27 protein-coding genes and 1 riboswitch are annotated in these 24,596 nt (G+C 58.2%); of the genes, 12 read left to right on the top strand and 15 right to left on the bottom strand.

What is annotated here, in order from left to right; all coding sequences use genetic code 11:
* Nucleotides 1–490 precede the first annotated feature (490 nt).
* Genes msrQ through msrP form a run of 4 tightly spaced genes read right to left on the bottom strand, consistent with a single transcriptional unit; the run spans nucleotide 491 to nucleotide 2,407 of the window.
* Nucleotides 491–1,102 carry a protein-methionine-sulfoxide reductase heme-binding subunit MsrQ gene (gene msrQ, locus ACFWW4_RS21760; protein ID WP_411892764.1) on the bottom strand — a complete coding sequence of 204 codons (612 nt, stop codon included), beginning with the start codon at nucleotides 1,100–1,102 and terminating at the stop codon, nucleotides 491–493.
* Entirely contained in the window at nucleotides 1,102–1,305 is a 204-nt protein-coding gene (locus ACFWW4_RS21755; protein WP_411892763.1) for a GDCCVxC domain-containing (seleno)protein, read from the bottom strand. Before ACFWW4_RS21755 ends, msrQ begins: the two co-directional genes overlap by 1 nt.
* Nucleotides 1,302–1,505, bottom strand: a complete 204-nt coding sequence (merF, locus tag ACFWW4_RS21750) for a mercury resistance system transport protein MerF (protein WP_411892762.1) — start codon at nucleotides 1,503–1,505, stop codon at nucleotides 1,302–1,304. The genes ACFWW4_RS21755 and merF overlap by 4 nt, the downstream gene beginning before the upstream one ends.
* Nucleotides 1,505–2,407 carry a protein-methionine-sulfoxide reductase catalytic subunit MsrP gene (msrP, locus tag ACFWW4_RS21745; protein WP_411892761.1) on the bottom strand — a complete coding sequence of 301 codons (903 nt, stop codon included), beginning with the start codon at nucleotides 2,405–2,407 and terminating at the stop codon, nucleotides 1,505–1,507. The genes merF and msrP overlap by 1 nt, the downstream gene beginning before the upstream one ends.
* Nucleotides 2,408–2,685: 278 nt before the next feature.
* Here msrP and ACFWW4_RS21740 point away from each other — a divergent pair, with 278 nt between their 5' ends.
* The 4 genes from ACFWW4_RS21740 (at nucleotide 2,686) to ACFWW4_RS21725 (ending at nucleotide 7,820) form a co-directional block, all read left to right on the top strand.
* Complete coding sequence (locus ACFWW4_RS21740; protein WP_393927173.1) at nucleotides 2,686–3,159, top strand: fasciclin domain-containing protein; 474 nt, start codon at nucleotides 2,686–2,688, stop codon at nucleotides 3,157–3,159.
* A 67-nt stretch (nucleotides 3,160–3,226) separates the two neighbouring features.
* A complete protein-coding gene (locus tag ACFWW4_RS21735) occupies nucleotides 3,227–5,791 on the top strand; it encodes a fasciclin domain-containing protein (protein WP_411892760.1) in 2,565 nt (854 codons plus the stop codon).
* A 129-nt stretch (nucleotides 5,792–5,920) separates the two neighbouring features.
* Nucleotides 5,921–6,640, top strand: coding sequence for a hypothetical protein (locus ACFWW4_RS21730; RefSeq protein WP_411892759.1), 720 nt, complete (start codon nucleotides 5,921–5,923; stop codon nucleotides 6,638–6,640).
* Nucleotides 6,641–6,698: 58 nt separating this feature from the next.
* On the top strand, nucleotides 6,699–7,820 hold the full coding sequence (locus tag ACFWW4_RS21725; RefSeq protein ID WP_411892758.1) for an aminotransferase: 1,122 nt from the start codon (nucleotides 6,699–6,701) through the stop codon (nucleotides 7,818–7,820).
* On the opposite strand, the gene ACFWW4_RS21720 is transcribed toward ACFWW4_RS21725, so the two are convergent.
* From ACFWW4_RS21720 to ACFWW4_RS21710, 3 genes are all read right to left on the bottom strand, one after another.
* Nucleotides 7,811–8,389: a DUF2585 family protein gene (locus ACFWW4_RS21720; protein ID WP_411892757.1), complete on the bottom strand. Its 579-nt coding sequence runs from the start codon at nucleotides 8,387–8,389 to the stop codon at nucleotides 7,811–7,813. The two genes, ACFWW4_RS21725 and ACFWW4_RS21720, sit on opposite strands and share 10 nt — an antisense overlap.
* Nucleotides 8,390–9,033: 644 nt before the next feature.
* The gene (locus tag ACFWW4_RS21715; protein WP_411892756.1) at nucleotides 9,034–9,411 is read right to left on the bottom strand and encodes a YybH family protein; all 378 of its coding nucleotides are present in this window, start codon (nucleotides 9,409–9,411) and stop codon (nucleotides 9,034–9,036) included.
* The gene (locus ACFWW4_RS21710; protein WP_411892755.1) at nucleotides 9,408–9,716 is read right to left on the bottom strand and encodes a hypothetical protein; all 309 of its coding nucleotides are present in this window, start codon (nucleotides 9,714–9,716) and stop codon (nucleotides 9,408–9,410) included. Before ACFWW4_RS21710 ends, ACFWW4_RS21715 begins: the two co-directional genes overlap by 4 nt.
* Before the next feature lie 74 nt (nucleotides 9,717–9,790).
* On the opposite strand from ACFWW4_RS21710, the gene ACFWW4_RS21705 reads away from it, so the two are divergent.
* Nucleotides 9,791–10,702 carry a LysR family transcriptional regulator gene (locus ACFWW4_RS21705; RefSeq protein ID WP_411892754.1) on the top strand — a complete coding sequence of 304 codons (912 nt, stop codon included), beginning with the start codon at nucleotides 9,791–9,793 and terminating at the stop codon, nucleotides 10,700–10,702.
* A 146-nt stretch (nucleotides 10,703–10,848) separates the two neighbouring features.
* On the opposite strand, the gene clpB is transcribed toward ACFWW4_RS21705, so the two are convergent.
* Nucleotides 10,849–13,461 carry an ATP-dependent chaperone ClpB gene (gene clpB, locus ACFWW4_RS21700; RefSeq protein WP_411892753.1) on the bottom strand — a complete coding sequence of 871 codons (2,613 nt, stop codon included), beginning with the start codon at nucleotides 13,459–13,461 and terminating at the stop codon, nucleotides 10,849–10,851.
* Nucleotides 13,462–13,667: 206 nt separating this feature from the next.
* On the opposite strand from clpB, the gene ACFWW4_RS21695 reads away from it, so the two are divergent.
* Complete coding sequence (locus ACFWW4_RS21695; RefSeq protein WP_411892752.1) at nucleotides 13,668–13,808, top strand: hypothetical protein; 141 nt, start codon at nucleotides 13,668–13,670, stop codon at nucleotides 13,806–13,808.
* A 113-nt stretch (nucleotides 13,809–13,921) separates the two neighbouring features.
* On the opposite strand, the gene ACFWW4_RS21690 is transcribed toward ACFWW4_RS21695, so the two are convergent.
* Together ACFWW4_RS21690 and ACFWW4_RS21685 are read right to left on the bottom strand one after the other, a co-directional pair.
* Nucleotides 13,922–14,377 (bottom strand): hypothetical protein, encoded by a 456-nt coding sequence (locus tag ACFWW4_RS21690; protein ID WP_393927186.1) that lies wholly within the window; start codon nucleotides 14,375–14,377, stop codon nucleotides 13,922–13,924.
* Between the two features lie 87 nt (nucleotides 14,378–14,464).
* Nucleotides 14,465–14,935: a hypothetical protein gene (locus tag ACFWW4_RS21685; protein WP_411892751.1), complete on the bottom strand. Its 471-nt coding sequence runs from the start codon at nucleotides 14,933–14,935 to the stop codon at nucleotides 14,465–14,467.
* A 50-nt stretch (nucleotides 14,936–14,985) separates the two neighbouring features.
* Between ACFWW4_RS21685 and pyrF the strand changes: the two genes are divergently transcribed.
* Together pyrF and ACFWW4_RS21675 are read left to right on the top strand one after the other, a co-directional pair.
* Nucleotides 14,986–15,702 carry an orotidine-5'-phosphate decarboxylase gene (gene pyrF / locus ACFWW4_RS21680; protein WP_411892750.1) on the top strand — a complete coding sequence of 239 codons (717 nt, stop codon included), beginning with the start codon at nucleotides 14,986–14,988 and terminating at the stop codon, nucleotides 15,700–15,702.
* A 60-nt stretch (nucleotides 15,703–15,762) separates the two neighbouring features.
* Entirely contained in the window at nucleotides 15,763–15,948 is a 186-nt protein-coding gene (locus ACFWW4_RS21675; RefSeq protein WP_393927192.1) for an orotidine 5'-phosphate decarboxylase, read from the top strand.
* 143 nt (nucleotides 15,949–16,091) lie between these two features.
* Here the strand turns inward: ACFWW4_RS21675 and ACFWW4_RS21670 are convergent, their stop codons facing one another.
* The 4 genes from ACFWW4_RS21670 to ACFWW4_RS21655 all read right to left on the bottom strand — a co-directional run bounded on the left by ACFWW4_RS21670 (nucleotide 16,092) and on the right by ACFWW4_RS21655 (nucleotide 19,265).
* Entirely contained in the window at nucleotides 16,092–16,364 is a 273-nt protein-coding gene (locus ACFWW4_RS21670) for an NfeD family protein (protein WP_411892749.1), read from the bottom strand.
* Nucleotides 16,364–17,257 carry an SPFH domain-containing protein gene (locus ACFWW4_RS21665; protein ID WP_393927195.1) on the bottom strand — a complete coding sequence of 298 codons (894 nt, stop codon included), beginning with the start codon at nucleotides 17,255–17,257 and terminating at the stop codon, nucleotides 16,364–16,366. The genes ACFWW4_RS21670 and ACFWW4_RS21665 overlap by 1 nt, the downstream gene beginning before the upstream one ends.
* Nucleotides 17,258–17,299: 42 nt before the next feature.
* Complete coding sequence (locus ACFWW4_RS21660; protein WP_411892748.1) at nucleotides 17,300–18,541, bottom strand: D-amino acid dehydrogenase; 1,242 nt, start codon at nucleotides 18,539–18,541, stop codon at nucleotides 17,300–17,302.
* 118 nt (nucleotides 18,542–18,659) lie between these two features.
* Nucleotides 18,660–18,745, bottom strand: a riboswitch (glycine riboswitch).
* Between the two features lie 79 nt (nucleotides 18,746–18,824).
* Complete coding sequence (locus ACFWW4_RS21655) at nucleotides 18,825–19,265, bottom strand: NUDIX domain-containing protein (RefSeq protein ID WP_411892747.1); 441 nt, start codon at nucleotides 19,263–19,265, stop codon at nucleotides 18,825–18,827.
* Nucleotides 19,266–19,290: 25 nt separating this feature from the next.
* Between ACFWW4_RS21655 and ACFWW4_RS21650 the strand changes: the two genes are divergently transcribed.
* From ACFWW4_RS21650 to ACFWW4_RS21640, 3 genes are all read left to right on the top strand, one after another.
* On the top strand, nucleotides 19,291–20,544 hold the full coding sequence (locus tag ACFWW4_RS21650; protein WP_411892746.1) for a DNA polymerase IV: 1,254 nt from the start codon (nucleotides 19,291–19,293) through the stop codon (nucleotides 20,542–20,544).
* Entirely contained in the window at nucleotides 20,544–20,942 is a 399-nt protein-coding gene (locus ACFWW4_RS21645; protein WP_411892745.1) for a hypothetical protein, read from the top strand. Before ACFWW4_RS21650 ends, ACFWW4_RS21645 begins: the two co-directional genes overlap by 1 nt.
* A gap of 197 nt (nucleotides 20,943–21,139) precedes the next feature.
* Nucleotides 21,140–22,654, top strand: a complete 1,515-nt coding sequence (locus tag ACFWW4_RS21640; RefSeq protein ID WP_411892744.1) for an ABC-F family ATP-binding cassette domain-containing protein — start codon at nucleotides 21,140–21,142, stop codon at nucleotides 22,652–22,654.
* 367 nt (nucleotides 22,655–23,021) lie between these two features.
* On the opposite strand, the gene ACFWW4_RS21635 is transcribed toward ACFWW4_RS21640, so the two are convergent.
* Nucleotides 23,022–23,801: a lysostaphin resistance A-like protein gene (locus ACFWW4_RS21635; RefSeq protein ID WP_411892743.1), complete on the bottom strand. Its 780-nt coding sequence runs from the start codon at nucleotides 23,799–23,801 to the stop codon at nucleotides 23,022–23,024.
* 98 nt (nucleotides 23,802–23,899) lie between these two features.
* Between ACFWW4_RS21635 and ACFWW4_RS21630 the strand changes: the two genes are divergently transcribed.
* Complete coding sequence (locus ACFWW4_RS21630) at nucleotides 23,900–24,481, top strand: TetR/AcrR family transcriptional regulator (RefSeq protein ID WP_411892742.1); 582 nt, start codon at nucleotides 23,900–23,902, stop codon at nucleotides 24,479–24,481.
* Nucleotides 24,482–24,596 lie beyond the last annotated feature (115 nt).

The raw sequence follows: 24,596 nt of genomic DNA, 5'->3' as shown, positions 1-24,596 counted from the left end.
TAACTTTGTGGCGCGCCCCGCCTCGAATACCTCTGATTTTCTTAGTTGCGTCTCGTTGCCGTGTGGCCCGTTTGGCGCCCCGTTGAGCGCCTCAGCGCCGCCGGTGAGGGGGGTTCTACGGCTACTGACGGGTACCCGCAACCCCTTTTTTCGAGAAAAATGCATTTTTTGTGACAAACCCGATTTTTCCCATGTTTTAGGGGGTTTAGGGCAATTTCAGTACGTGGACGCAGGGTCAGATCGCAATTTTCTTAGGCAGAACAGAAACAGAATATACCAGATTTGGGGTTATCCACAGAGTCTCCCACAAGGCTCCCCGCTATCCGGACAGACTCACTGCCCGATTTTGGCCGGAATCGGCCCGATTCACACTTTGTTAACCTTCCATCCGGCGACTCGCCGGGGTGAATCGCCCCGATTCACCCATCGAAAATGCAAAAGGGACCTGCACTTTGCGTGCAGGGCCCCCGATTCACTGCAGATTTCAGGCTCAGGCCGCCTGTCGCCGCCATCCGGACGATACATAACGGCTCGCCACAAGACCCAGGATGATCACCAGATAGACGATCGGCTCAATCTGAAAGCCTTTGACCAGCCACAGATAGTGGATCGCCCCCAGGATCGCGACCGGATAGGTCAGCTTGTGCAGCTTGCGCCATTTCGCGGCACCCAGCTTGCGCACAGACAGGTTGTTCGATGTCAGCGCCAGCGGCACCATCAGCACAAAACCCAGCATCCCGACCGTCACATAGGGGCGCTTGACGATCTCGGTCCAGACACGTTCCCATGTCTGCACATCCAGCACCGCCCAGACAGTGAAATGGGCAAGGATGACAAAGAACGCGCTGACACCGATCGCCCGGCGAAACTTCAGCAGGTTCACGCCCGTCCATTTGCGCAGCGGCGTGATCAGCAGACCCAGCATCAAAAGCTTTAGCCCAAGTTCACCATATTCCCGCTCCAGCGCATTGATCGGCTCAACTCCCAAACCGCCGGTCAGGGCCAAGTAGAACAACCACGCGACCCAGGCTGCGCATACTATATATATAGTCCACGCTGGGAGCCTGCGCAGCGCACCATTCAAACGACCAGCGACATCCATCAGCAGCAGGCCTTTCCATCCTGGATCGGCGGGCACGGCACAGTCCCATAAGAACAGTAGACGCAACAATCGCCGGGCTGTGGTTTCAACAGCGTTTGACAGCCCGTGCATTCATAAAACCACTGACAGGCATCTGTCGGCATCTGCTCAACCTTCGTTTTGTCGCAGTCGGGGCATGTGATTGTCGACATCAGTTCGGTCATGCACGCACCATTTGAACCACACCAAAAATCAGGATCAGAACAAAGATCCCCAAAAGCGGCAGCAGAACCAGATCGAGATAACCAACCAACGCCGAAAGCCCAAGCGCGCCCAGCAACACCACAAGCGCCGGTGTGAAACAACAGATCGCCGCGACAAGTGTGCCGATGCCGCCGATCCAAAGGGCGCGGTTCGTCGACATCAAAAGAATTCCGTCAGGTCCATGCCTTCATAAAGGCTGGCAACTTCATCCTCGTAGCCGTTGAACATCAGTGTATCGATCCGCGGCGAAAACAGACCACCACCGATCCGCCGCTCTGTCGCCTGTGACCAGCGCGGGTGATCCACAGTCGGGTTCACATTACTATAGAAGCCGTATTCCCGCGCATTGGCCTTGTTCCAGCTGATCGGCGGCTCTTCATCCGTCAGGGTGATCCGCACAATCGACTTGATCGACTTGAAGCCATACTTCCACGGCACCACCAACCGGATCGGTGCGCCATTCTGGTTTGCAATCGGCTCACCATAAATCCCGGTCGCCATGATCGTCAGCGGATGCATCGCCTCGTCCAGGCGCAGACCCTCTACATACGGAAAATCCAGAACCCGGCGCTGCACGCCGATCATGTTTTCAGGCTGCACGACGGTTTCAAAGGCCACATATTTCGCACCAGACTGCACGCCGACCTTGTTGAGGATATCGGCCAGTTCAATGCCATTCCACGGGATAACCATTGACCACGCTTCAACACAGCGGAACCGGTAAATCCGATCCTCGACGGTCAACCCGTCCAGCAGATCAGCAAGGGCATAGTCACCAGGGTTGTCGACCATGCCATCGACCTTGATAGACCATGGCGATGTGACCAGCTTATGCGCGTTCTGGGCCGGGTCACTCTTGCCGGTCCCGAACTCATAATAGTTGTTATAGGTCGTGATTTCTTCCAGCGTGTTCGGCTCAAGCGCATCCTGCGCGGTGGCGGCGCCCGCCAGACCGATGGCACCAAGGCCGACGGTCCCCGCCAATATCTGACGGCGGTTCAGATAGACAGATTTCGGGGTGACGTCAGCGGGGGTCAGATCATTGGTCCAGCGATATGCCATGTGGCTCTCCGTTCAAGCGTGTTCGGATCAGCATATAGGTCAGAAGATCTGAAAAGTGTCTCACGATGCCGCCAGATTATTGAAATGTTCCAGAAAACGAGCGGTTTGGTCACGCCGGATCACAGAACTGTGACTGGAAATCGCGAAACAGCGTAGCTTAGGCCGCCCGATTTTTTCGTCAAGTCAGGTCGGCGGTTTCTCCCGGTGATCCGTGACCTTTCTGATGCGTAAAAACCACGATGCCAAATGAAGGCATCCTTTAATGGGAGTCTATCAAAATGCTACGCAGAACTTTCTTCGCCATGACCGCCGCCGCAGCCGTTGCAACAAGTGCTTTCGCCATGGGCGAAAAGGATATCGTGGATACCGCCGTTGAAGCCGGCACCTTCACAACACTGGTTGCCGCAGTCGAAGCTGCCGGTCTGGCCGAAACACTGAAAGGCGAAGGTCCATTCACCGTATTCGCTCCAACGGATGAAGCATTCGCTGCCCTGCCCGCAGGCACAGTCGAGGGTCTGCTTGAAGATCCAGAAGCACTGGCCGCGATCCTGACCTACCATGTTGTGCCAGGCAAAGTGATGTCGACCGACCTGACCAACGACATGTCAGCGGCAACCGTGAACGGTGCTGACGTAACCATCATGACCGAAGGCGGCGTGATGGTGAACGATGCCAATGTGGTGACCGCAGATGTGGAAGCGTCAAACGGCGTGATCCACGTGATCGACAAAGTCATCCTGCCAGCAAGCTAATTGACAAGTAACGGGGCGGCCATTGGGGGCCGCCCCTTTTTCTATCCAATTCCAATAGGGGGCAAAAATGGCAACTTTCGTTGGCATCGCCACGGGCGACTCGAACTTCAGCATTCTGGTCGCAGCACTTCAATTCATCGACGCAAACCGCGAAGGGTCCGATCTAGTCGAAACACTCAACGATCCGGATCAATCACTGACGGTTTTTGCACCAACCAATGCAGCTTTCGGGCTGCTGGCCCAGGACCTCGGGTTCGCAGGGGATAAATCCGACACCGACGCAGTGACGACCTTCCTTGTCGAAAACGTCGACGTGGAAACGCTCAACAGCGTCGTGACCTATCATGTGGCCGGCGGCGCGCTCAGCGCAGCTGACATCGCGGCAGCAGGAACCGTGGGAACGATCCAAGGTGGCAGCATCGGCGCAGGCAGCCTGCCCGCACTGGTCGATAACGAGCCCGACCTGACCGACCCAACGCTTGTGGCCACCGACATCGCAGCCGATAACGGCATTCTGCACGTGATCGACCGGGTGCTACTGCCCATCGACCTGCCCGGCAACACGCCAAAACCCACAATCGTGGAAATCGCCACTGGCAATCCGGACTTCAGCATTCTGGTGGCGGCGCTGCAGTACATCGATGCAAATCTTGAAGGGTCCGACCTGGTCGAGACCCTGTCCGATCCCGCAAATACGTTGACCGTTTTCGCACCCACCAACGCCGCCTTCGGCCAATTGGCCGCCGATCTGGGCTTTGACGGTGACACAGCCGACACTGACGCCGTGACCACGTTCCTCGTGGAAAACGTGGATGTCGAAACGCTCAACGCCGTTGTCACATATCACGTCGCCGGTGGTGCACTGACCGCAGCCGACATTGCCGCCGCTGGTTCGGTGGAGACTGTGCAAGGCGGGTCCATCGGTGCAGGCAACCTGCCCGCGCTCGAAGATAAGGAACCCGACCTGACGGACCCCACACTGGTATCGACCGATACGCTGGCCCTGAACGGGATCGTCCATGTGATCGACCGGGTCTTGCTGCCCGTCGATTTGCCCGGCAATGAACCGGAGCCGACAATCGTCGATATCGCAGTCAGCAATCCCGATTTCAGCATTCTGGTGGCGGCGCTGCAATATATCGACGCCAATCTGGACGGGTCCGAACTGGTCAGCACCCTGAACAACGCTGATGGATCGTTCACCGTTTTCGCCCCGAACAACGCAGCCTTCGGGCAACTGGCGACCGATCTGGGCTTTGACGGTGATGTCACCGATACTGATGCAGTCACCACATTCCTTGTCGAAAATGTCGATGTGGGCACGTTGAACGCGGTTGTAACCTATCACGTGTCTGGCGGGGCGCAGACAGCGGCGGATATTGCCGCAGCCGGCAGCATCCAGACCCTGCAAGGGGGCGAAATCGGGGCGGGCGAACTGCCGACCCTGACCGATCTGGAACCGGATCTGATCAACCCATCGCTGGTGGCGACGGATATCGCGGCATCAAACGGGATCATCCATGTGATTGACCGGGTGCTGTTGCCTGTCGATCTGCCGGGCAATGATGCGCCCAGCATTACCGATATCGTGGCCGCCTCTGGCGAAGGGTTTGACGACAATCCGGCAGATTTCGATATCCTGCTGGAAGCGGTCAAAACCGCCGGTCTGGCCGAAACACTGGCCGACGCCAATGTCGACCTGACCGTCTTTGCGCCCACCGACGATGCATTCGTCAAACTGGCGCAGGATGTGGGCTTCCACGGATCGGACGAGGCTGGCGCATGGTCCTATCTGGTGGATGTGCTGACCGTCGTGGGCAAGGGTGATCCGATCCCGCTCTTGACCGATGTGCTGACCTATCATGTGTCGGGTCAGTCGCTGCAGGCCAGCCAGGTACTGGGTCTGGACAACATCGAAACCCTGCAAGGCGGCACAGTCGAAGTGTCCGGCACAACGCTGATCGACAATGATCCCGATACGTTTGACGCCAACCTGATCGCCACCGACATTCAGGCCAATAACGGCATCGTGCATGTGATTGATGAGGTTCTGATCCCCACCGACCTTTTGGCCGGTGACAATGTCGATCTGAAAATCGGGACCGACGGGCGTGACTATATATACACCGGACGCGGCGACGATTTTGTCAGCGGCAAAGGCGGGAACGATTATATCCTGCTGGGTTCAGGCAACGATGTCGGCCTTGGCGGCGACGGGCGTGATCTGATCAGCGGCTGGCGCGGCGATGATCATATCGACGGCGGCGCGGGCAATGACCGGCTCTATGGCGGTAAAGGTGACGATATGGTCAAGGGCGGCACAGGCCACGACCGTATTTTCGGCGGCAAGGGCGACGACATCATCGAAGGTGGCGAAGGTCGCGACGTGATGTATGGCGGGCGTGGTGCCGATACATTCATCTTCAACGAAGGTGACGGAAACGACAAGATCCGCGACTTCAACGTGCATGTGGATCAGATCGACCTCAGCGATTACGGGTTCGCCAGCATCGAAGATCTCGACATCTCGGGCGGCTGGTTCGGCACCCATATCGATCTGGGCGATGGCAACAGCATCGACCTGTCATGGGTCCGGTCCTGGAGCCTGACCGAGGATAACTTTATCCTTTAACCCAACCCATGCCCGGCCACACTGTTGGCCGGGCATTTTTTTGTCTTGGCAACGCGATTTGGCGATTTGGGACAACGCCCGTAAACTATCGGTATTCTTTTAATTGCCGATGTTAGCATAGGTGCTGTTTTGACCATCACGTTAGACAACTACGAATCCTTCCGCATTTCTGTCACCATGGGCCAGCACGAGGTCAATTTCTTCGCGTTTAATGGTCTGCCCCGCGAAGAGGTCGCAACCCAAATCCGCGAGATGCAGCCCTTTTTCGACCGGATGCCACCGGTCCATGCACTTGGAATTGCCCCGATTTTTCTGCTGGTTGGCCGCCCATCGGGTGGGTCCGGCGGTGGCACCTATCCTGACCTGACCCGCTTGCGCGCCAGAAACGAAGCCAACCGTGCCCGCAATGATGCCGCATGGGGCGCCCCGTATGACGTGTTGGAAGCCGCCATTGCCGCATATGGACGTCATGATGGTGGTAGGCGGTTGCATGTGATCCCGTTGGAACGATGGCAACGCCCTGCCCGGGCGACAACGGTGATCCATGAATGCGCGCATGGGGTTGATCACAAGTTTCATCTGCATCGCAGGCGTCATCCACATGATCCGTTGCGTCCCGGACCGCTCTTCGCGGTGAGCGATTTCCCGACGCAACTGCCTGGGCAGGCCTGTGGCCATGGCAGCGCGCTGAACAGGGCGGTGGTGAACGCCTATGTGTCGATGACAATGGGCTTTCGCGGGGTCAGCACAGCGATGCGCCGGCAGATCATCAACAACTTCCGAAACAGCGATGCGTTCATCAACGTGCAGGACAGTTGGTGGCAAGGGCGCTTTCCCGGATTGATCTGAAGGCACGGTCAACTAAGGTCGGTCAGATCAGAACAGGTCCACGCGAAAGACAGGCCCCATGTATATTGAACCCTTCGGCGTCGAAATCTGGATGAACGAATGGGAGTTCAAATGCGAACTCAACCTCGCTGAAACCTGCGTGGAAAGCCTGACCATCGCCGAACTGATGGATATCGCAGGCAAGAACGCCGATGATCTGTCCGACATTCTGGCGATGAAAATGACCTATGGCGAAATTCGGGGGTCCGAACGGCTGCTGCGTGCCATCGCCAATCTCTACGACCGGCAGACACCGGAAAACGTGATCGTCACCCATGGCACCATCGGGGCGAACATGCTGGTCCACAAGACCATGATCAGCCGGGGCGACCGGGTTGTGGCCATCGTGCCTACGTATCAGCAGCACTATTCCATTCCCGCCAGCCTCGGGGCGGATGTGCAGCACCTGCACCTGCGCGAACAGGACGGGTTCCTGCCCGATCTAGACGCTCTGCAGGCGCTGGTCACACCCGACACCCGCATGATCGCCATCAACAATCCCAACAACCCCACCGGCGCCCTGATCGACCGGCCCATGCTGGAAGACATCGCCGCCATCGCCCGCGCCGCCGATGTCTGGATCCTCTGTGACGAGGTATATCGCGGCATCGACCAACAGGGCAGCGGCACCACCGCATCCATCGCCGATATCTACGAAAAAGGGGTCGCTACCGCTGGTATGTCCAAGGCGTTTTCGCTGGCCGGTCTGCGGCTCGGCTGGATCGCCGCACCGGAGGAAGTGATCGAGGCTGTATCAATCCACCGCGACTACGATACGATCTCGGTCGGCAAGATCGACGACCATTTCGCCACCATCGCCCTGGAAAACCACACCCGCGTGCTGGAACGCAGCCAGGCGATCACCCGGGGCAATCTGGCGACGCTCGCAAGCTGGGTCGACAACGAACCACTGATCAGCTGGGTCAGACCCCGGTCAGGCACCACAACACTGCTGAAATTTGACCTGCCGATGGGGTCTCGCGACTTCTGTTCCAAATTGCTGCAGGACACCGGCGTGATGTTCACCCCCGGATCGGTCTTCGGGATGGAAGGTTATGTGCGTATCGGTTTCGCCAATCCACCTGAGACGTTGAAAGAAGGGCTGGCGCGGGTTTCCGATTTCCTGGCGCGTCAGGCCTGAGCGCGGTTGGGATTCAATTCCTGCTGCCACTCCTCGACCGCATCCAGCGGATAGATCAGCATCAGCGTGCTTAGCGCCAGACTGTCACGGGCAATGAACGCCGCTGACAATTCCAGCGCCGCTACGATCCCGACGACATGCAAGGTGCGCATCGCATAGGCCGCAAAAAACCCGCCCATCATCCAGACATAATCCGCCACAGCGTTCAGGACACTATCACCATGGTATCCGGCGTTGATCGTGGTGGACCGGAACGCATTCAAGACGAAATCGGTATGCTCGATAATCTCCCAGCCGATCCCGGTGATGATGGCCACGGCAAACAGCACGGCAAAGCCGACACGGGGAAACAGCAAGCGGCCCAAAAGCGCAATCAACACACCATGCAGAATATGGCTCAACGTATACCAATCCGCGATATGCTGCGAATTGCCGCCGTCAAAAACGGAGCCGACCCACAGCTTCACCTCACCACAGGTGCAGATCAGCGGCTGACCCCAGAGATAAAGCGTTCCGGCGATCAAAGGCACTCCGAGCAGGGCAAAGAGATAAAGCAATCTGTGGGACATCTTGAAAATCATATCTGGTTATCGGTCCGCGCCACCTAACCCATGGGATGAGATCATTTTGCGGCCTGAATGCGGTATGATATGGGCGGCGGCGCGCAACGTTCGGTGGTGTTGCGCGACCCCCCGGAATTGGCAGGTGGCCCTCGCCGCACGAATCATCCGTTAACACTAGCGTTTCCTGCAAAACGGCCAGTCGGCATCGCGTCGGCAAAACGTCGGACTTGCGTCGGACCCTAGAGCGGCAATTTGCGGGGTTAAGGCAGCGCACAGTGGAAGTGTGAATGTGGTGTTAATGATTTGTTGCAATTGCAGGCTGAGGGCTTTGACGCGACCTCTGGAAAATACACAGGCTGCTTTGCGGGACAAAGCTTCCTTCCAACGCACGTGCGTCAATGTCCGGTTTGGTAAACTCTTCCAAAAACGGTCCTTTTTGCCACCCTCCCCTATCCCACGACAGATCAATCGCTTAGGCTGGACAAAAACCCCCGACAAAACAGAAGGGATTTTGTCACGTTTTTGCGCCTGCCAGTCGTGAGGAACTGCGGGGTCCGCAGTGCGGGACTATGCGGTCATGTGGACCCGACTTTCGAATGGCCGCTTCCAAGGTTGCTCCGTTATTGGCACATGGTTCGCGGTTTGCCCGGTCAGGTGTTGTCCACATCAGCGAGGATCACCCAACCCCCAGATGAACTGCGCACGTAGGTCAGCGCGACACGACCTTTGATGTTTTGCGTATCTCCACCAGCTTTTGGTCTCATCGCGACCGTGTATCTCCCGACGACGATGGCGGTATCACCTTGTACGATCAGAACTTCTTCGTCCCATCCCGATGTGATCTCGTAGTTTTCGATCCGTGGCGCATAACGCTCACGCATTGTCGTGATGCCAGTGGCGGTCGGAGAGCCTCCATTCGCCATGACAATCTTATCATGGCAGCATGCCAGCACACCTTCCAGATTACCGGCGTCCAACGAACCCATCCACCTCGTGACGGCCGCGCGTACTGCTTCTTTATCGGTCATTTTGTTTCTCCGTTTGTGATGTTGATAAAGTGTTGGCCGACGATCATCTCCTCGATCTGGCTGAGGAAGGCTTTGGTCTCGTCAAGGATCGAGAATTGTGCGCCTGCCGCCTTCGCTGTCCCGGTGTTCTGGAAAGTGAAGGCTTCAATGAACAGGGTCGGTCTATCAACCGCAGTGGATTTGTACGTTTGCCAATCCTTCACACCTGCCAATTCGCAAAATACAGGCCGAGCGATGGCGCGAGCATCCTTCGCAGCGATCTCGTCTGACAGGCGGACGACAAAGAACTCGGTGATTTCAGACATTGTCATACTCCTTGCTTTCGAGGAGGAAGTAATTGATTGAGTGGATTAGAATAACCGAACAATAGGTTTACACATTGTCCGAAAAACAGAACGATAAGCCGATTTCCCTAGATGACCTTCTCGTCTTGCAAGCTGTCGCCAAGGCGCGTGGATTTCGGTCTGCCGCATTACATTTGGGGCTGTCTGCAAGCCGTGTGTCAGATGTGGTTCGCCGTTGCGAGGAAAGGCTCCGCGTAAGGCTGTTCGAACGGAGTACACGCGCGGTGCAACCGACCGACACGCTTACCTCACTTTTGCTCGATGCCGAAACTCCACTGGTGAACCTGCAAAACGCTATTGCCGCTGTCGCAGACAACGACAGCGTGCCAAAAGGTGTTCTTCGTATCGGAGCCCCTGTCGCGACAGGTGATTTGTTCTTGAACGCACTGGTGGGCGAATTTGCACTCAAGTATCCGGAGGTCACTGTAGATCTACGATACGATGACGCTGTTGTTGATCCCGTGCGCGACAGCTTTGATCTGGTTGTCAGAAGCCATGCGCTTTTGCTGGCAGACCACCACGCGGTACCCATCGGACCGGCGGTTGATCTGTCTCTTGTTGCCTCACCTGCATATCTGGATCGCGCCGGAGTGCCCAAGGGTGTTAAAGATATCGCGAACCACGACGGCGTCTGTTTCCGCCTCCAGTCGGATGACCGCCTTGCGCCCTGGGTTTTTGCTACCAGTGGGCCGCACGCTACTCAAACTGCTCGGCCACGCGTCCGCGCGACGGTAGATAACCTGCCAGCGGTCATCGAAATCGCACAGGCGGGGCTCGGTCTTGCTATGGTCTATACGCACGCCGTGCAGTCAGCCTTGGCCTCGGAGACTTTGATAGAAGTCCTGCCGGGCCTGCCCGTCGCTCAACCCAAGTTCAGCCTTGCCTATCTCTCCAAGCGGCACATGCCTGCAAAAGTGCGACGTTTTGTTGACTTTGTGAAACAATGAATGGGCGGATTTGATGCGGTCTGTGATCCGATGGCGGCCATTCGTGCTTGCCGCAGCATTTGGCACTTTGGGCTCAATGACGATATTCACGAAACGACATCCCCCAAAGAACCGTGAAAAAAGGGCGCCCGAAGGCGCCCTTTTGCTTAGTGTACAACCGCGTCGTCTGGCCTTGGCCTGTTTGAGGCGGAGAGCCTGTCGCCGACGATCAATCCATCCGCACCCGCGCTGACACTGATCGTGTCGCCGTCCATGACATCACCGGCCAGGATCATCTCAGCCAGTTGGTCTTGCAACGCGCGCTGGATCACGCGCTTCAGAGGACGGGCACCGAAGACCGGATCGTAGCCTTCGTCGGCCAGCCATTTCAGCGCGGCCTCGTCGAGGTTGATCGTGATGTTCCGCCCGGCGAGCCGTTTCTCCAACCGCTTGAGCTGGATCGTGACGATCCCGGCCATGTCTTCGCGGGCGAGCCGGTCGAAGATCACCGTTTCGTCCAGACGGTTGAGGAATTCGGGCCGGAAATGGGCGCGGACCGCATCCATTACATCGCGCTTGGCCTCTGACGCATCGGCCCCGTCGGGCAGTTGGCTGAGCGCCTGCGCCCCGAGATTCGATGTCAGGATGATCAGCGTTTGCTTGAAATCCACGGTGCGGCCCTGACCATCGGTCAGCACGCCGTCATCAAGGACTTGCAGTAGGACGTTGAAGACATCAGGGTGCGCCTTTTCGACCTCGTCAAACAGGACGACCTGATAGGGACGACGCCGCACAGCTTCGGTCAGCACCCCGCCTTCGTCATAGCCGACATAGCCCGGAGGCGCGCCGATCAGACGGGCGACCGCGTGTTTTTCCATGAATTCCGACATGTCGATGCGGACCATCGCGCTGTCATCGTCAAAGAGGTATTCGGCGACCGCCTTGGTCAGTTCTGTCTTACCGACGCCGGTTGGTCCAAGGAACAGGAATGACCCCAGCGGCCGGTTTTCATCGTTCAGACCGGCACGGGCACGGCGGACCGCGTTGGCGACCGACGTGACGGCGGTTCTCTGGCCGATGACCCGCTTGCCAAGCTCTTCTTCCATGCGCAGCAGCTTGTCCCGCTCGCCTTCCAGCATTTTGGAAGTCGGGATGCCTGTCCAGCGCTCGACCACTTCGGCGATCTGTTCGGGGCGTACGGCCTCTTCGACCATCAGGTCGTCGTTTTCTTCCGCCTCGGCCAATTGCCGTTCCAGTTGCGGAATGACGCCGTAAGACAGCTCCCCGGCTTTCGCCAGATTGCCCTCGCGCTTGGCGATATCCAGATCGGCGCGGGCGCGATCCAGCTTTTCCTTGACCGCGCGCGTCCCTTCCAGCTTGTCGCGTTCGGCCTGCCATTTCGCGGTCATTTCCGATCCGCGATCCTGCAGGTCGGCCAGTTCCCGTTCCAGCTTTTCAAGCCGGTCAATGGAGGCCTTGTCGTCCTCTTTCTTCAGCGCCTCGGCTTCGATCTGCAATTGCAGGATCTGGCGGTCGAGCGCGTCGAGTTCCTCTGGCTTGCTGTCGACTTCCATACGCAGACGGCTGGCTGCCTCGTCCATCAGGTCGATGGCCTTGTCGGGCAGGAACCGGTCGGTGATGTAGCGGTGCGACAGAGTGGCGGCAGCGACAAGCGCGCTGTCGGAAATGCGCACACCGTGGTGCAGTTCGTACTTTTCCTTGATCCCGCGCAGGATGCTGACGGTGTCCGTGACGGTCGGTTCTTCCACCATCAGGGGCTGGAACCGGCGGGCAAGGGCCGCGTCTTTTTCCACGTATTTGCGGTATTCGTTCAGGGTGGTGGCCCCGACGCAGTGCAGCTCACCCCGCGCAAGCGCAGGTTTGATCAGGTTGGCGGCATCCATCGCGCCTTCGGACGCACCGGCACCGACAAGCGTGTGCATCTCGTCGATGAACAGGATGATTTCACCGGCGGCGGTTTCGATTTCTTTCAGGACGGCCTTCAGCCGTTCTTCGAACTCGCCCCGGTATTTGGCACCCGCGATCAGAGCACCCATGTCGAGCGCCATCAGTTTCTTGTTGCGCAGGGATTCCGGCACATCGCCGTCGATGATGCGCAGCGCGAGGCCTTCGGCAATCGCCGTTTTGCCCACACCGGGTTCACCGATCAGAACCGGGTTGTTCTTGGTCCGGCGCGACAGGACCTGCATGGCGCGACGAATTTCTTCGTCTCGGCCGATGATCGGGTCGATTTTGCCTTGCTCGGCAGCTTCGGTCAGGTCGCGGGCGTATTTTGCCAGGGCTTCGAAACTATCCTCTGCCGTCGCGCTGTCGGCGGTCCGGCCTTTGCGGATGTCGTTGATCGCGGCGTTCAGTGCCTTGGCGGTCACACCACCAGCATCCAGCGCATCCTTGGCCTTTGATTTCACAACAGCCAGCGCGGTCAGCAGCCGTTCGACAGGGACAAAGCTGTCGCCTGCCTTCTTGGCGATCTGTTCAGCCTCGTCGATGACCTTGGCTGTGGTGTTGTCCAGATAAACCTGAGCGGCGTCGCCGGTGACCTTGGGCTGTTTGGCCAATGCGGCCTCAACCGCGCCCATCACGGCAGGGGCATTGCCGCCTGCACGGGTGATCAGGTTCGATGCAAGCCCTTCTTCATCGTCCATCAAGGCTTTGAGCAGGTGTTCAGGCGCGAATCTCTGATGATTCTCACGCATTGCGATCGTCTGGGCGGCTTGTACGAATCCGCGCGACCGCTCGGTGAACTTGTCCAAGTTCATGGGTCTCTCCTTTGTTAAGCGCCCGATTTGGTAGGTGCCCGGCTAGGCGGCACACCCTATTGTTGGGCCTCAAATCCTAGATGGGGTCGGTAACGTTGCGTCGCAAGTCCAAAGGTATGGAATTCCATACGGGGGAGGTTTTCGGGCGTTTTCCCCGCGATTTCCAAAGCGCTTTGGGCCATATAACAGCCATGGAGGAAACGAAGATGACCCAGGTGATCATGACCACGGAGGGGACGACGCTGACAATGCAGCTTTTCCCGCTCAGCCCCGATGCTGTGCGCCGTTTGCGCGGCCCGGAGGTCGCCACGGACACCAGGGTAAAAGAGCCTTCGAAGAATAACTAGACCGCCACTCACCGTTGATCCTGCTTTTCATGCCCACCCCCATGCGAGCAGGATGACAAAGGCGCAGCCCGGGACGGCTGCGCCTTTTCATTTTGTAGTGCTGCTCAATCGGATCAGTTTGTAGTGAACGGGTCACCGTCACGTCCCTCGGGCCCGGACGGGGTGGGATAAAACGGCGCCGCCCCGCCATCAGGATCAGGTCCGCCCTTGGCGCCACGGTCTGGATCGACGACCAGATCGGTCTGCAACCCGCTCGACGTCTGTATATCGGCCTGGGTTTCGCCAGCTTCTGTACGACTGACCGGGGTTGTCAGCGGATCAACATCTTCGGGGCTGACAAAGCTGCCGCTTGTTTCAACGACGGGGGCTTGCAAGGTATCTGTTGACCGTTCCTCGATCGTGCTCATCTCGGTATTTTCGGGCGCGGCGGGAGCACCAACCGTCGTACCTGTTGGTTCCTGGCTTGCCCACAAAAGGGCTGCGAGAATGGCAATGGTCGCCACGCTCAGCACGCCGAAAATGAACATCGGGTGCTGGGTTGGGCCTTGATTTTCGGTCACACTGGACATGGCAATCTCCTGTATCTGAGTTCACCGAAACAACCGTTGGCATCTGCGGTGGTTCCCTAACCAAATTGCCGCACCCAGCCTTTCGCCTTAATTCATCAAGCGCCGCGCACGAGCGCGCACCGAAGCGGCCTTATCATCCGCGGCGCGTGCCAGCACCGCCCCAGCATCCGGTGCCCCCAGCCGCACATAGGCGTCCAACGCCCAGGCCCGCACCATTGGTTTGTCATGGGTCAGATAGGGCGCCACCACCTCTGGCGGCAAACCAACCGGGACATGCTGAACCGATTGCAGAAGATGCAGGGCGACTTCCCAATGCAGGTCGCGCGCCAGCAAATCGCTTGGGTGAGCGATGTCGTGACCCGCCTCATAGGCCGCTTTCAGCACCCAGGATGCAGCCCGCGCCGTTGTTTCATCAAGGTCCCGGCAGGCGGTCAGTAACGCATCATAGTCGGCAGGCGCGAGTTGATCTGCTACCGCCTTGAGCGTCGCGGTCGTCTTGCCGTCCCATGTCTGGAAAACCGTCATCATGTCCATGGCCGCAGCATAGCGCGATTGCACCTGCCCCGCCCAGCCGTTAGACCGCGCCAAACCGTTTGAAGGAGCCCCAGATGTCCGATGACCGCCTGATTGTTGCGATGGATGTTCCAAATGTGCTCGCCGGGCTCGATCTGGCCGAAGCACTGGGTGACACGGTCAGCTTTTACAAGATCGGGCTGGGAATGCTGACGGGCGGTGGCCTTGCGCTGGCCAATGAGCTGAAACAGGACCACGGCAAGCGCATATTTCTCGACATGAAATTCTTTGACATCGGCGCCACGGTTGAAGCTGCAGTGCGTGGTGTTGCCCAGTTTGATCTGGATTTCCTGACCGTTCACGGTGATCCGCATGTGGTGCGAGCGGCCCGCGAGGGCGCGGGTGGATCGGACATGAAGATCCTTGCCGTCACGATCCTGACCTCGCTTGACCGGGCCGATCTGGATGCCTCCTGCATCAAGGCCGGGAATGTGGCTGATCTGGTGCAGGAACGGGCCGGGATTGCCCTGTCCAACGGGGCGGATGGGGTCATCTGTTCGCCGCAAGAGGCTGCACTGGTCCGCGCCCTGCCCGAGGCTGACGGCAAACTGATCGTAACGCCGGGCGTGCGCCCGGCCGGAGCCGATCTGGGCGATCAGAAGCGGGTGATGACCCCGGCACAGGCAATTGCCGCCGGGGCCGATCACGTCGTGGTGGGCCGCCCGGTCTGGCAGGCAGCCGATCCACGGGCGGCGGCCAACGACATTCTGGCCGAATTGCGATCACCGCAAGCGACATTTCCTAATCATTAATCGGGAACCAATCCGGCGCTCACGCATTTAGGATGTGATACAAGCGACGGAGGGTGTCCCATGCATATTAAGAACTTGCGCTATAATGCTGCCAATGGCGTGTTCCAGGCTTCGGTCGATATTGAACGATTTGGTCGCACTTTTCGTTATCCCTGCGAGATTGCCGGACCACAGAATATGGAAAGGGCGGCCGTCATCGACAGATTGCGTCACAAAGCGCTGCAAATGTCTGACACGCCACTTTGACGAACCCAGATCAAGTCCGCAACGCGCTACCCTGTCCCGGTCGGTTGCGAAACCTGCTTGATCAAGACTGGCCCGACGCCTTGCGCGCCGGGCCTTTTTTGTCGTTAGGGACCCCACATTGGGTAAGGTAGGGTTTCACCCGCCTAATCGTTGATATCGGTGTCCCAGATCTTCACCTGGCCTTTTTCCAGCCCGAACACCTTGCGCATGACGATATAGGCGGCCAGCGAAAGGGCGGCGAAAATCACCAGCGTCAGGGCCAATCCGGAGGCTGATATGCCCAGCAGGATCAAGAGCCCCATGACCCCGGCCCCGATGGCGAAGCCCAGAAAGATATAGCCGGGGATCAGGACTTCGAGTGTTGCCAGCACCAGCGCGCCGGACATCCAGACCCACCATTCCGTCCAAAGTGGCATCAGTTCCTCCCTTTCAGCATCTTGAAGGCATCGGCAAAAGCGTCAACCGCATTGGCCGGCAACACAACCGTCTGGCTGCCATCGCTCGCGCCAAGCTTGCTGAGCGCCTCAACCTGTTTCAAAGCAACCTGATACTGGGCAGCCTCCAGACCGTTTTCCGCGATGGCCACAGCGACCACCTGCGTCGCATATGCTTCGGCATCCGCCAAAACGCGCCGCGCCTCGGCGTCCTGCTTGGCGGCATAAAGCTCCGCATCGGCCTGCAACTCGACCGCCCGCTTTTGACCTTCCGCCTCGGTCACCTGCGCACGGCGGGCCCGTTCAGCGTTCAGCTGCTGCAGCATCGCCTGACGGGTCGCCTGATCGAGGTTCACGTCAAGAATTTCGGCGCGCGTCACCTCGATCCCCCAGTCATCGACCTGCTGGGCGACCTGATCGCGCACCGCGTCAATCAGGCTGGCCCGGTTGGCCTGTACCTGGTCCAGTTCCATCCGGCCAATCTCGGACCGGACAATACCTGCGACAGTTGTCGAAATCGCGCCATCCACATCGCGGATCCGGTAAACCGTCTTTTCCGGCTCGATAATCCGGTAGAACACGCTTGTTTCCACCTGCACCAGCACGTTGTCGGACGTGATCGCATCCTGCGTCATGTTGGGCAGCTGGCGTTCCAGCACCGAAACCTTATGGCGGACACGGTCCAGAAACGGCACGATCAGGTTAATCCCTGGCCCCAACACGGCGCGCAGACGGCCAAACCGTTCGACCACGTATTTCTCGGACTGCGGCACGATCCGCACCGCAGCCATTGCGCAGATGATAAGAAACACTGCGAGTATGAGATAGAGCAGGTTTTGCCCCAGGAATTCAGCGATCAGTTCTTCAATCGGCATGTATCTGTCCCTCTATTGTTATGAAGGACAGATAGTTACGTTTCAGGCTGCTTTCAATGTATGCGAATGTATACCGTTGATTTTAAAGCGTTCTGCGACAGTTGTGCCGATTGCATCCGCCGTTGCCGGGCTGAGGGTCCAACCAAGGTGCCCATGCCCCGTATTATAGAACACACGGTCGCTTTTCCCGGGCCCCACGCGTGGCATCATATTCGGCATCATCGGGCGCAGTCCGGCCCAAGGCACGCAGTTTTCAGTGGACACATCGGGGAAATGCTCCTCGCACCATTTGACCAAAGGACGCACCCGCCGTTCTAGGATATCGCGGTTTTCGCCGTTGAATTCCGCCGTACCGGCAATCCGCAGGCGGTTCTTGCCGAGACGGGATGACACGATCTTGGCCTTGTCATCCAAAAGCGATGTAGTGGGCGCCGCCGCCTGACTGGCCGCGTCATCCAGATTGACCGTGATCGAATACCCTTTCACTGGGTAGATATTCACCCGGTCGCCCAGCATCTGGGCAAACTTGCGGCTGGCCACACCGGCCGAGACGACAATGCTGTCATACCGTTCTTCATGCCCGCATTCCACATAGACACCATCGTCACGCACATGCAGGTCGGTGACTGGCGCACCCAGTTTGAACTGCACACCCTGCTTTTTCAGCCAGTCGGCCAGACCCATGGTGAATTTGTGGATGTCGCCGGTGCTGTCGCTTTCAGTCCAGAACCCGCCGATGATATCGCCACGCAGGGTGGGTTCGCGAGCCATGACCTCATCCACGGTCAATTCGCGCCGCTCAAGCCCGCCTTGGGCGAGCAGGCCGTTGACCATGCGGGCGTGCTTGAGGTCTTTTTCCGTCTTGTAAAAATGCAGGATACCGGCCGGGCTGAAATCGAAATCAACGCCGGACTTTTCCGCCATCTCGGCCAGACCGGCACGGGCGGCGACGGCCATGGCGGCAGTTTTGGTCGTGTTGGTCTTGTAGCGGGGGATATTCGCCAGAAATTCGGTCATCCAGCTGACCTTGTGCCAGCCGGGGCGCGGGTTGACGAACAAAGGCGCATCGCCCTGCAGCATCCATTTGATGCCTTTCAGAACGGTCGACCATTGGTTCCAGACCTCGGCATTGGACGCACTGAGCTGGCCGCCATTGGCGAAACTGGTTTCCATCCCGGCGTAACGCTGACGGTCATAAACCGTCACGTCGAACCCGCGGACATGCAGTGAATAGGCTGTGGTGACGCCGGTGATTCCGGCACCCAGAACGGCGATATGAGGCATGGTCATCTCCTAACCATTCGCGCTTGCGCGCTGCCCCCACCGTGTTTGGGCCTGAGAGATTCACCACCTCGGTGGCTTGCTCCTCCGGCGGGCCTTGCAGGCCACTCTGCGGCGTGTTGCACTCCAACCGGTCCATTTGCCTGAGAGTGACCGGGGCGGTTGCTCCTTCGGCGACGGACGACCGTACTCTCCCGGTCAGCGTGTTATCTGCGCCGCCTTTAGGACAGAAAATTGAGTCTGGCAAATGAATTCTGGAGGGCGATCAAAATTCTAGAATTTTGATCTACCCTGGGGGTAATCCGCCCGTCTCTGCCACCCATTTTGCCAGCCGTCCGCCATAGGACGGCACGCGGTCTTCCAGTGTGACAAAATCCTCCATCCCATACAGCGCCCACCGCTGCCCTTCGCCGCCAAAGACGATATCATCGACCGCGCGGGCTGACATCTGTGCGACGAAAAACGCGTTCCATTTGGTGGCGTCGGTACTGGATGGAAAGGCGCTTTCCCAAAGCACTGCAGTTTGTGGCAGGATGAGCCCCAACTCCTCCTCCAATTCGCGGGCGACGGTCTGGAACGTCGTCTCATGCCCTTCGCGCCCGCCACCCGGCAGGTCCCACAGGTTCGGAAAATGAATATGCGGAAAATCATCGCGCAGGATGCTGACCAGCCGGTCACCCAGAAACAGAGCAACCTTTGATCCGTGATGCGGCCCCGTTGTTTCCACCTCGTGCCCTCCCTATCATAGGACCATGCCAGCCCTGTGCCGCGATTGCCTGACCACATTTGACAGCGAAACCCGCTGTCCGCAATGCCGCAGCCCAAGGGTCACGCGGCATCCGGAACTGTTCGATCTGTCCATCGCCCATATGGATTGCGATGCGTTTTATGCCTCGGTCGAAAAACGGGACAACCCCGAACTGGCCGACAAGCCGGTGATCATCGGTGGCGGCAAGCGTGGGGTCGTGTCGACCGCCTGCTACGTCGCGCGGATCAAAGGCGTCAAATCCGCGATGCCCATGTTCAAGGCGTTGAAGCTCTGCCCTGAGGCCGTGGTGGTCCGCCCCCGGTTCGACGCCTATGTCGAAGCATCGCGCGCGATCCGGGCGATGATGGACGAGTTGACCCCGGTGGTCGAACCGCTGTCACTCGACGAGGCGTTCATGGACCTGACCGGCACCGCTCGCCTGCATCATGCGCCGCCCGCGGTCATGCTGGCGCGGCTGGTGAAACGGATGAAGGATGAATTAGGGCTGACGGGCTCTATCGGGTTGTCGCACAACAAATTCTTGGCCAAGGTCGCGTCTGACCTCGACAAACCGCGCGGCTTTTCGATCATCGGCAAGGCAGAAACCACCGCGTTCCTGCGCCCCAAATCGGTGCGCCTGATCTGGGGCATCGGCCCGGCGGCGCAGGCCAGTCTGGAGGCTGCGGGCATCCGCACATTTGACGATCTGTTGCGCTGGGACCGGCGCGATCTGCATGACCGGTTCGGAGGCACGGGTGAGCGGCTTTATTCGCTGGCGCGGGGCGAAGACGGGCGCCGCATCTCGGCCCATACACCGGTCAAGACGCTGTCGAACGAAACCACGTTCAACGAGGATACCAGCAATGTCGATATCCTAGATGGGCATATCTGGCGGATGTCCGAAAAGGTCAGCGCGCGGGCCAAGGCCAAGGATAAGGCGGGCCGGGTCGTGACGCTGAAGCTGAAGACCCATGATTTCAAAGGGATCACCAAACGGCTGAGCCTGCGGCACCCCACCCAGATCGCCGACACGATCTACCGGACCGCCCGCGCGCTGTTCGATCAGGTCGGCGACAAGGGGCCTTACCGGCTATTGGGCGTGGGCCTGTCCGAGATCACATCAGCCGACGGGGCCGACCGCGAAGGGGACCTGCTCGACCCCGGCGCGATCAAACGGGCCGAGGCCGAAAAGGCCGCTGACCTGATCCGGCAGAAGTTCGGGGCGGACGCGATCATTAAAGGGCGGGCGTTGCGGTGATGAAAGAGCCACCGGAACGGTACTGGACGCGAGCCTCAATCGACTATTTGGCTGGACGTTTGTCCCTACCAAATACACCAGACATGCAGGACTGGGCATTCCAAGTCGCGGAACCGTCGGATTTGGATCTGTACCTTGCGCTATTCGCCGAACTTCAGGGCAACGAAGATCTGCGTTTCACCTTGGCAGATATAATCATCCAAGCCTTTGAGAGCGCCCATGAGTATCTGGACGACGACCCCCGTTTGGCTGATTTTCTAAATGATCTATTGGCAAACTTCGACACCCACGCATATCAAGTTTGGTACTGGGCAAGCTTTGATGTCGATCTCGAAGACGCATGGAGTGTCGCGCCATTCATGCGATCATTGGCGACCCAAACCCAGCCATCGTCTTGACCCGTGTTGCCGACGTTCCTAATGTCTAAATACTGATCGACACCAAACAACAGGAGGGCACAAGCTGAACATGCGTATCATCCGCCGACTTCAGCATGGTCCCCGCTTTGCCCTGTAAATCCGTTTGCAGGGCATGATCCGAAACGGTCTGCCCATCATGCCGCTGCTGCGCGGCCATTTCCTGATCAGAGACCGACATGACCATTCTCAACATCAATGCCCTGGGCGTGACCCTTGGCGAACCGCTTTTCACTGACCTCAACCTGACAATTTCCAAGGGCGACCGTATCGGGCTTGTCGCCGCCAATGGGCGGGGTAAGTCGACCCTGATGGGGTGTATAGCGGGCACGTTTGACCCCACCACCGGGGATATCACCCGTGCGCGCGGCCTGCGTGTGGGGCATGTGGAACAGAACGTGCCGCCCGATGCGCTGGAGAAATCCCTTTACGATCATGTGCTTGCCGCCCTGCCCGCCGAACAGGCCGATTATGAAAGCTGGCGGGTCGATGTGGTGCTGGACGATCTGAAAGTGCCCTATGACCTGCAACAGAAACCACTCAAGGAACTCAGTGGAGGTTGGCAGCGCACCGCCCTACTGGCCGCCGCCTGGATCACCGAACCGGACCTTTTGCTGCTCGACGAACCGACCAACCATCTGGACCTGCACCGCATCGGATTGCTGCAGGACTGGCTGGGCGGCCTGCCCCGCGATGTGCCCGCCGTGATCATTAGCCATGACCGGGCGTTCCTGGATGCGGTGACCAATCGGACCTTGTTTTTAAGGGCAGAGCGGTCGCGTGACTTTGCCTTGCCATTTACCCGCGCGCGGGCAGCGCTGGATGAGGCGGACGCGGCTGATGAACGCCGCTTTGCCAATGATCTCAACAAGGCCAGCCAATTGCGCAAACAGGCGGCCAAGCTGAAGAATATCGGGATCAATTCCGGTTCTGACCTGTTGATCACCAAGACCAAGCAACTGACCGAACGGGCCGCCAAGATTGAGGCGGCGGCCAAGCCGGCCCATCACGAACGCGGCGCGGGCGATATCCGGTTGGCCAATAGCGGGACCAATGCCAAGGCGCTGATTGCGCTGGATGATGTGGCGGTGGAAACGCCGGATGGGCGGCAGCTATACACCACCGGGAAGAAATGGATCAGCCCGGGCGATCGGATTGTTCTGCTGGGCACGAATGGCACCGGCAAGACGCGGCTGATCAACATGATCCATCGCGCTATTGCGAGCGATGTGGCTGGCATCAAATGCGCGCCGACCCTTGTGGAAGGGTATTCAGATCAACACCTTAACCAGCTTTCGGATGGCGACACCCCGATGACCGCCGTCGCCGGACAATTTGATGTGGGCGACCAGCGCGCGCGCGGTTTGCTGGCGGGGGCCGGGGTGAATATCCAGATGCAGGACACGAAAATCGGTGCACTGTCCGGCGGGCAGAAGGCGCGGCTGGCGATGCTGATCCTGCGCCTGCAACAGCCGAATTTCTACCTGCTGGATGAGCCGACCAACCATCTGGATATCGAAGGGCAAGAGGCGCTGGAGGAGGAATTGATCGCCCATGGGGCCGCCTGCCTGCTGGTCAGCCACGACCGTAGTTTTCTGCGAAACGTGGGCAACCGGTTCTGGGAAATCCGGGGCAAGCGGTTGGTTGAAGTCGATGATCCGGAGGCATTTCTGGCGTCCGAAATGGCGGGGTGAGGCAACGTTCGGTGGTGCGGCACGGGTTCTGCAACACCCGGTTTGGGCGAATCGACGCGAGGCCAGTTAATATTGGGGTTTGGGGCAAAATGACCCGTCGGCATCGCGTCGGCAAAACGTCGGACTTGCGTCGGACCCCTTTGCCGGAATTTGACGGTTTAACGCAGCGCACGGTGCAAATGTGAAGGCCCCGTTAAGAACTTGGCGCTGCGGCGGCCAGTGTTCATCCCTCGTGGGTCTTGTTCTGCGCATCCATTGGACAATGACTCTTTTCCTCATTGGAGGAGGCAGTGTCTGGTTTGAGCACAAATCAAACGTGCCAAAATGATCCTTATTCGCATAGAACAATAGGGACATGGCGGAATGCTCATTCTCGCGAAACGACTTCCACTCCAGCAGCAGTGCCTGTCATCTCGATATCGACCTTGGCGCCTATAAGAATGTAGACGCCGTATGCGGCGTAAATCACCGAGAGCGCCATATGGAGACGAATGTCGATTGCCTCGACAACAAAGGGGCCAGCAGTGCCAGAGGTCAGGTATGAGAAGTCGTGCACTACGTGCAAGAGTATTAGTGGCCACAGATTTCCGGTTCGAAGGAAAACCGCACCGTACAAAACGGCGAAACCAAATGTCGCCGAAAACTTATCGACCCATCCCAGCAGGTCGAACTCCTCGAAAAAGATATTGGTGACGTGCCCGGCGCTAAAGATTGCAGCGGAGATTAAGAGCGCTCCCCATTTCCCGTATCGCATGAGCGCGGGGATCGCCACTCCACGGGCAAAGCCCTCTTCGCTAATGCCTGTGAACAGCAATGCTGCAGCATAAAACGTTATCCAGCCCCAGGATATCTCGACTGTGCCGTAGAAAAGCACTGGTGCGAATGCAGCAAGTGTCGGTAGCCATAGCAGATGGACGTTTTGAACCGAGCCCGTTAATCCAGACTTCTTAGTCCATCCAAGGTACCAGATAAGCCACAGAATGAAGATCGATTGTATCGCAGGAATAATAAGTCGCAGGGGCAGAATATCCTGCCCAGTTAGCTTGAAGATAGCGACGAGGGGCAAACCTATTGCCGCGTCCAGAACCGCAAGTGCAATCACAAAGAGCAGTGGCCGATTTACCGCGAATTCTCGAATCGGCGACATTTTTCTCCCCCCTACTATTAATAAACGATGCGTTTCGTTTTGTTAAATGTCAAGGTTAGCGGGAAATACTTGGGTTCTGGTGTTGAGGAGTAATTTGCTTGACCGATGAGCGTGACGATCAACCCCGGCGTGGGCGCCCGCGCAGCCGCAAGTCGCGTGATGCAATACTTTCTGCTGTGCGTCAGGAACTTCTGTCAGGGGGTTATGCACGTCTGACGATGGAACGTGTCGCGGCTAAGGCGGGCGTCAGCAAAGCGACCATCTATCGCTGGTGGTCGACCAAGGGCGAACTTGCACTGGAAGCCGCGGAGAGTGAGATTTCCATCGGTGTTGTTCCTGACACAGGGAATTCTGTGCGCGATTTGGATATCGCAATTCAGCAACTTATCGAAACGTTCTCTCAGCCGCTGGCATCCATCGTAATTTTTGCGGCGATTACAACAGCGGGGAATGATCCGGTGATGGCGCAGGTTTTCCGTGACAAGCACGTCTACCCATGGCGAAGATCGGCCGCCGAAGCGCTGGAACGGGCATCGAGCCGAGGCGATGTCTCACTGGACGATGTTCAGTTCATTCTGGATGTGATTGTCGGTACGGTATTTCAACGCACTTTGGTGATGAAGACACCATTGGTCGAAGGACTAAAGCAGAACCTTCTAAGCATAGTTTTCAGGACGTAATCGAAAGTCGGCTTTGTCCGGAGGCTGTGTGAAAACTCCCCTGATGATCTGAATGATGGTATGATTTCGGCATTCGTTGCGGAGGCTTTGCATGGGTCAGTTTATCGAAGGCGTG

It is taken from the genome of Yoonia sp. SDW83-1, assembly GCF_046762885.1.
Classification (GTDB): Bacteria; Pseudomonadota; Alphaproteobacteria; order Rhodobacterales; family Rhodobacteraceae; genus Yoonia.
The sequence above is the reverse complement of the archived record's forward strand: the minus strand, read 5'-3'. Positions and strand labels throughout refer to the sequence as shown.

Bases quoted from the DNA above. Each gene is read 5' to 3' on its own strand.
- pyrF (WP_411892750.1), top strand. From the start codon at position 14,986: ATGTCCGATGACCGCCTGATTGTTGCGATGGATGTTCCAAATGTGCTC.
- ACFWW4_RS21665 (WP_393927195.1), bottom strand. From the start codon at position 17,257: ATGCCGATTGAAGAACTGATCGCTGAATTCCTGGGGCAAAACCTGCTC.
- ACFWW4_RS21660 (WP_411892748.1), bottom strand. From the start codon at position 18,541: ATGCCTCATATCGCCGTTCTGGGTGCCGGAATCACCGGCGTCACCACA.
- ACFWW4_RS21725 (WP_411892758.1), top strand. From the start codon at position 6,699: ATGTATATTGAACCCTTCGGCGTCGAAATCTGGATGAACGAATGGGAG.
- ACFWW4_RS21645 (WP_411892745.1), top strand. From the start codon at position 20,544: ATGAAAGAGCCACCGGAACGGTACTGGACGCGAGCCTCAATCGACTAT.
- ACFWW4_RS21635 (WP_411892743.1), bottom strand. From the start codon at position 23,801: ATGTCGCCGATTCGAGAATTCGCGGTAAATCGGCCACTGCTCTTTGTG.
- clpB (WP_411892753.1), bottom strand. From the start codon at position 13,461: ATGAACTTGGACAAGTTCACCGAGCGGTCGCGCGGATTCGTACAAGCC.
- ACFWW4_RS21690 (WP_393927186.1), bottom strand. From the start codon at position 14,377: ATGTCCAGTGTGACCGAAAATCAAGGCCCAACCCAGCACCCGATGTTC.
- ACFWW4_RS21710 (WP_411892755.1), bottom strand. From the start codon at position 9,716: ATGTCTGAAATCACCGAGTTCTTTGTCGTCCGCCTGTCAGACGAGATC.
- ACFWW4_RS21740 (WP_393927173.1), top strand. From the start codon at position 2,686: ATGCTACGCAGAACTTTCTTCGCCATGACCGCCGCCGCAGCCGTTGCA.
- msrQ (WP_411892764.1), bottom strand. From the start codon at position 1,102: ATGGATGTCGCTGGTCGTTTGAATGGTGCGCTGCGCAGGCTCCCAGCG.
- merF (WP_411892762.1), bottom strand. From the start codon at position 1,505: ATGTCGACGAACCGCGCCCTTTGGATCGGCGGCATCGGCACACTTGTC.
- ACFWW4_RS21670 (WP_411892749.1), bottom strand. From the start codon at position 16,364: ATGCCACTTTGGACGGAATGGTGGGTCTGGATGTCCGGCGCGCTGGTG.
- ACFWW4_RS21640 (WP_411892744.1), top strand. From the start codon at position 21,140: ATGACCATTCTCAACATCAATGCCCTGGGCGTGACCCTTGGCGAACCG.
- ACFWW4_RS21715 (WP_411892756.1), bottom strand. From the start codon at position 9,411: ATGACCGATAAAGAAGCAGTACGCGCGGCCGTCACGAGGTGGATGGGT.
- ACFWW4_RS21650 (WP_411892746.1), top strand. From the start codon at position 19,291: ATGCCAGCCCTGTGCCGCGATTGCCTGACCACATTTGACAGCGAAACC.
- ACFWW4_RS21755 (WP_411892763.1), bottom strand. From the start codon at position 1,305: ATGACCGAACTGATGTCGACAATCACATGCCCCGACTGCGACAAAACG.
- ACFWW4_RS21735 (WP_411892760.1), top strand. From the start codon at position 3,227: ATGGCAACTTTCGTTGGCATCGCCACGGGCGACTCGAACTTCAGCATT.
- ACFWW4_RS21695 (WP_411892752.1), top strand. From the start codon at position 13,668: ATGACCCAGGTGATCATGACCACGGAGGGGACGACGCTGACAATGCAG.
- ACFWW4_RS21675 (WP_393927192.1), top strand. From the start codon at position 15,763: ATGCATATTAAGAACTTGCGCTATAATGCTGCCAATGGCGTGTTCCAG.
- ACFWW4_RS21720 (WP_411892757.1), bottom strand. From the start codon at position 8,389: ATGTCCCACAGATTGCTTTATCTCTTTGCCCTGCTCGGAGTGCCTTTG.
- msrP (WP_411892761.1), bottom strand. From the start codon at position 2,407: ATGGCATATCGCTGGACCAATGATCTGACCCCCGCTGACGTCACCCCG.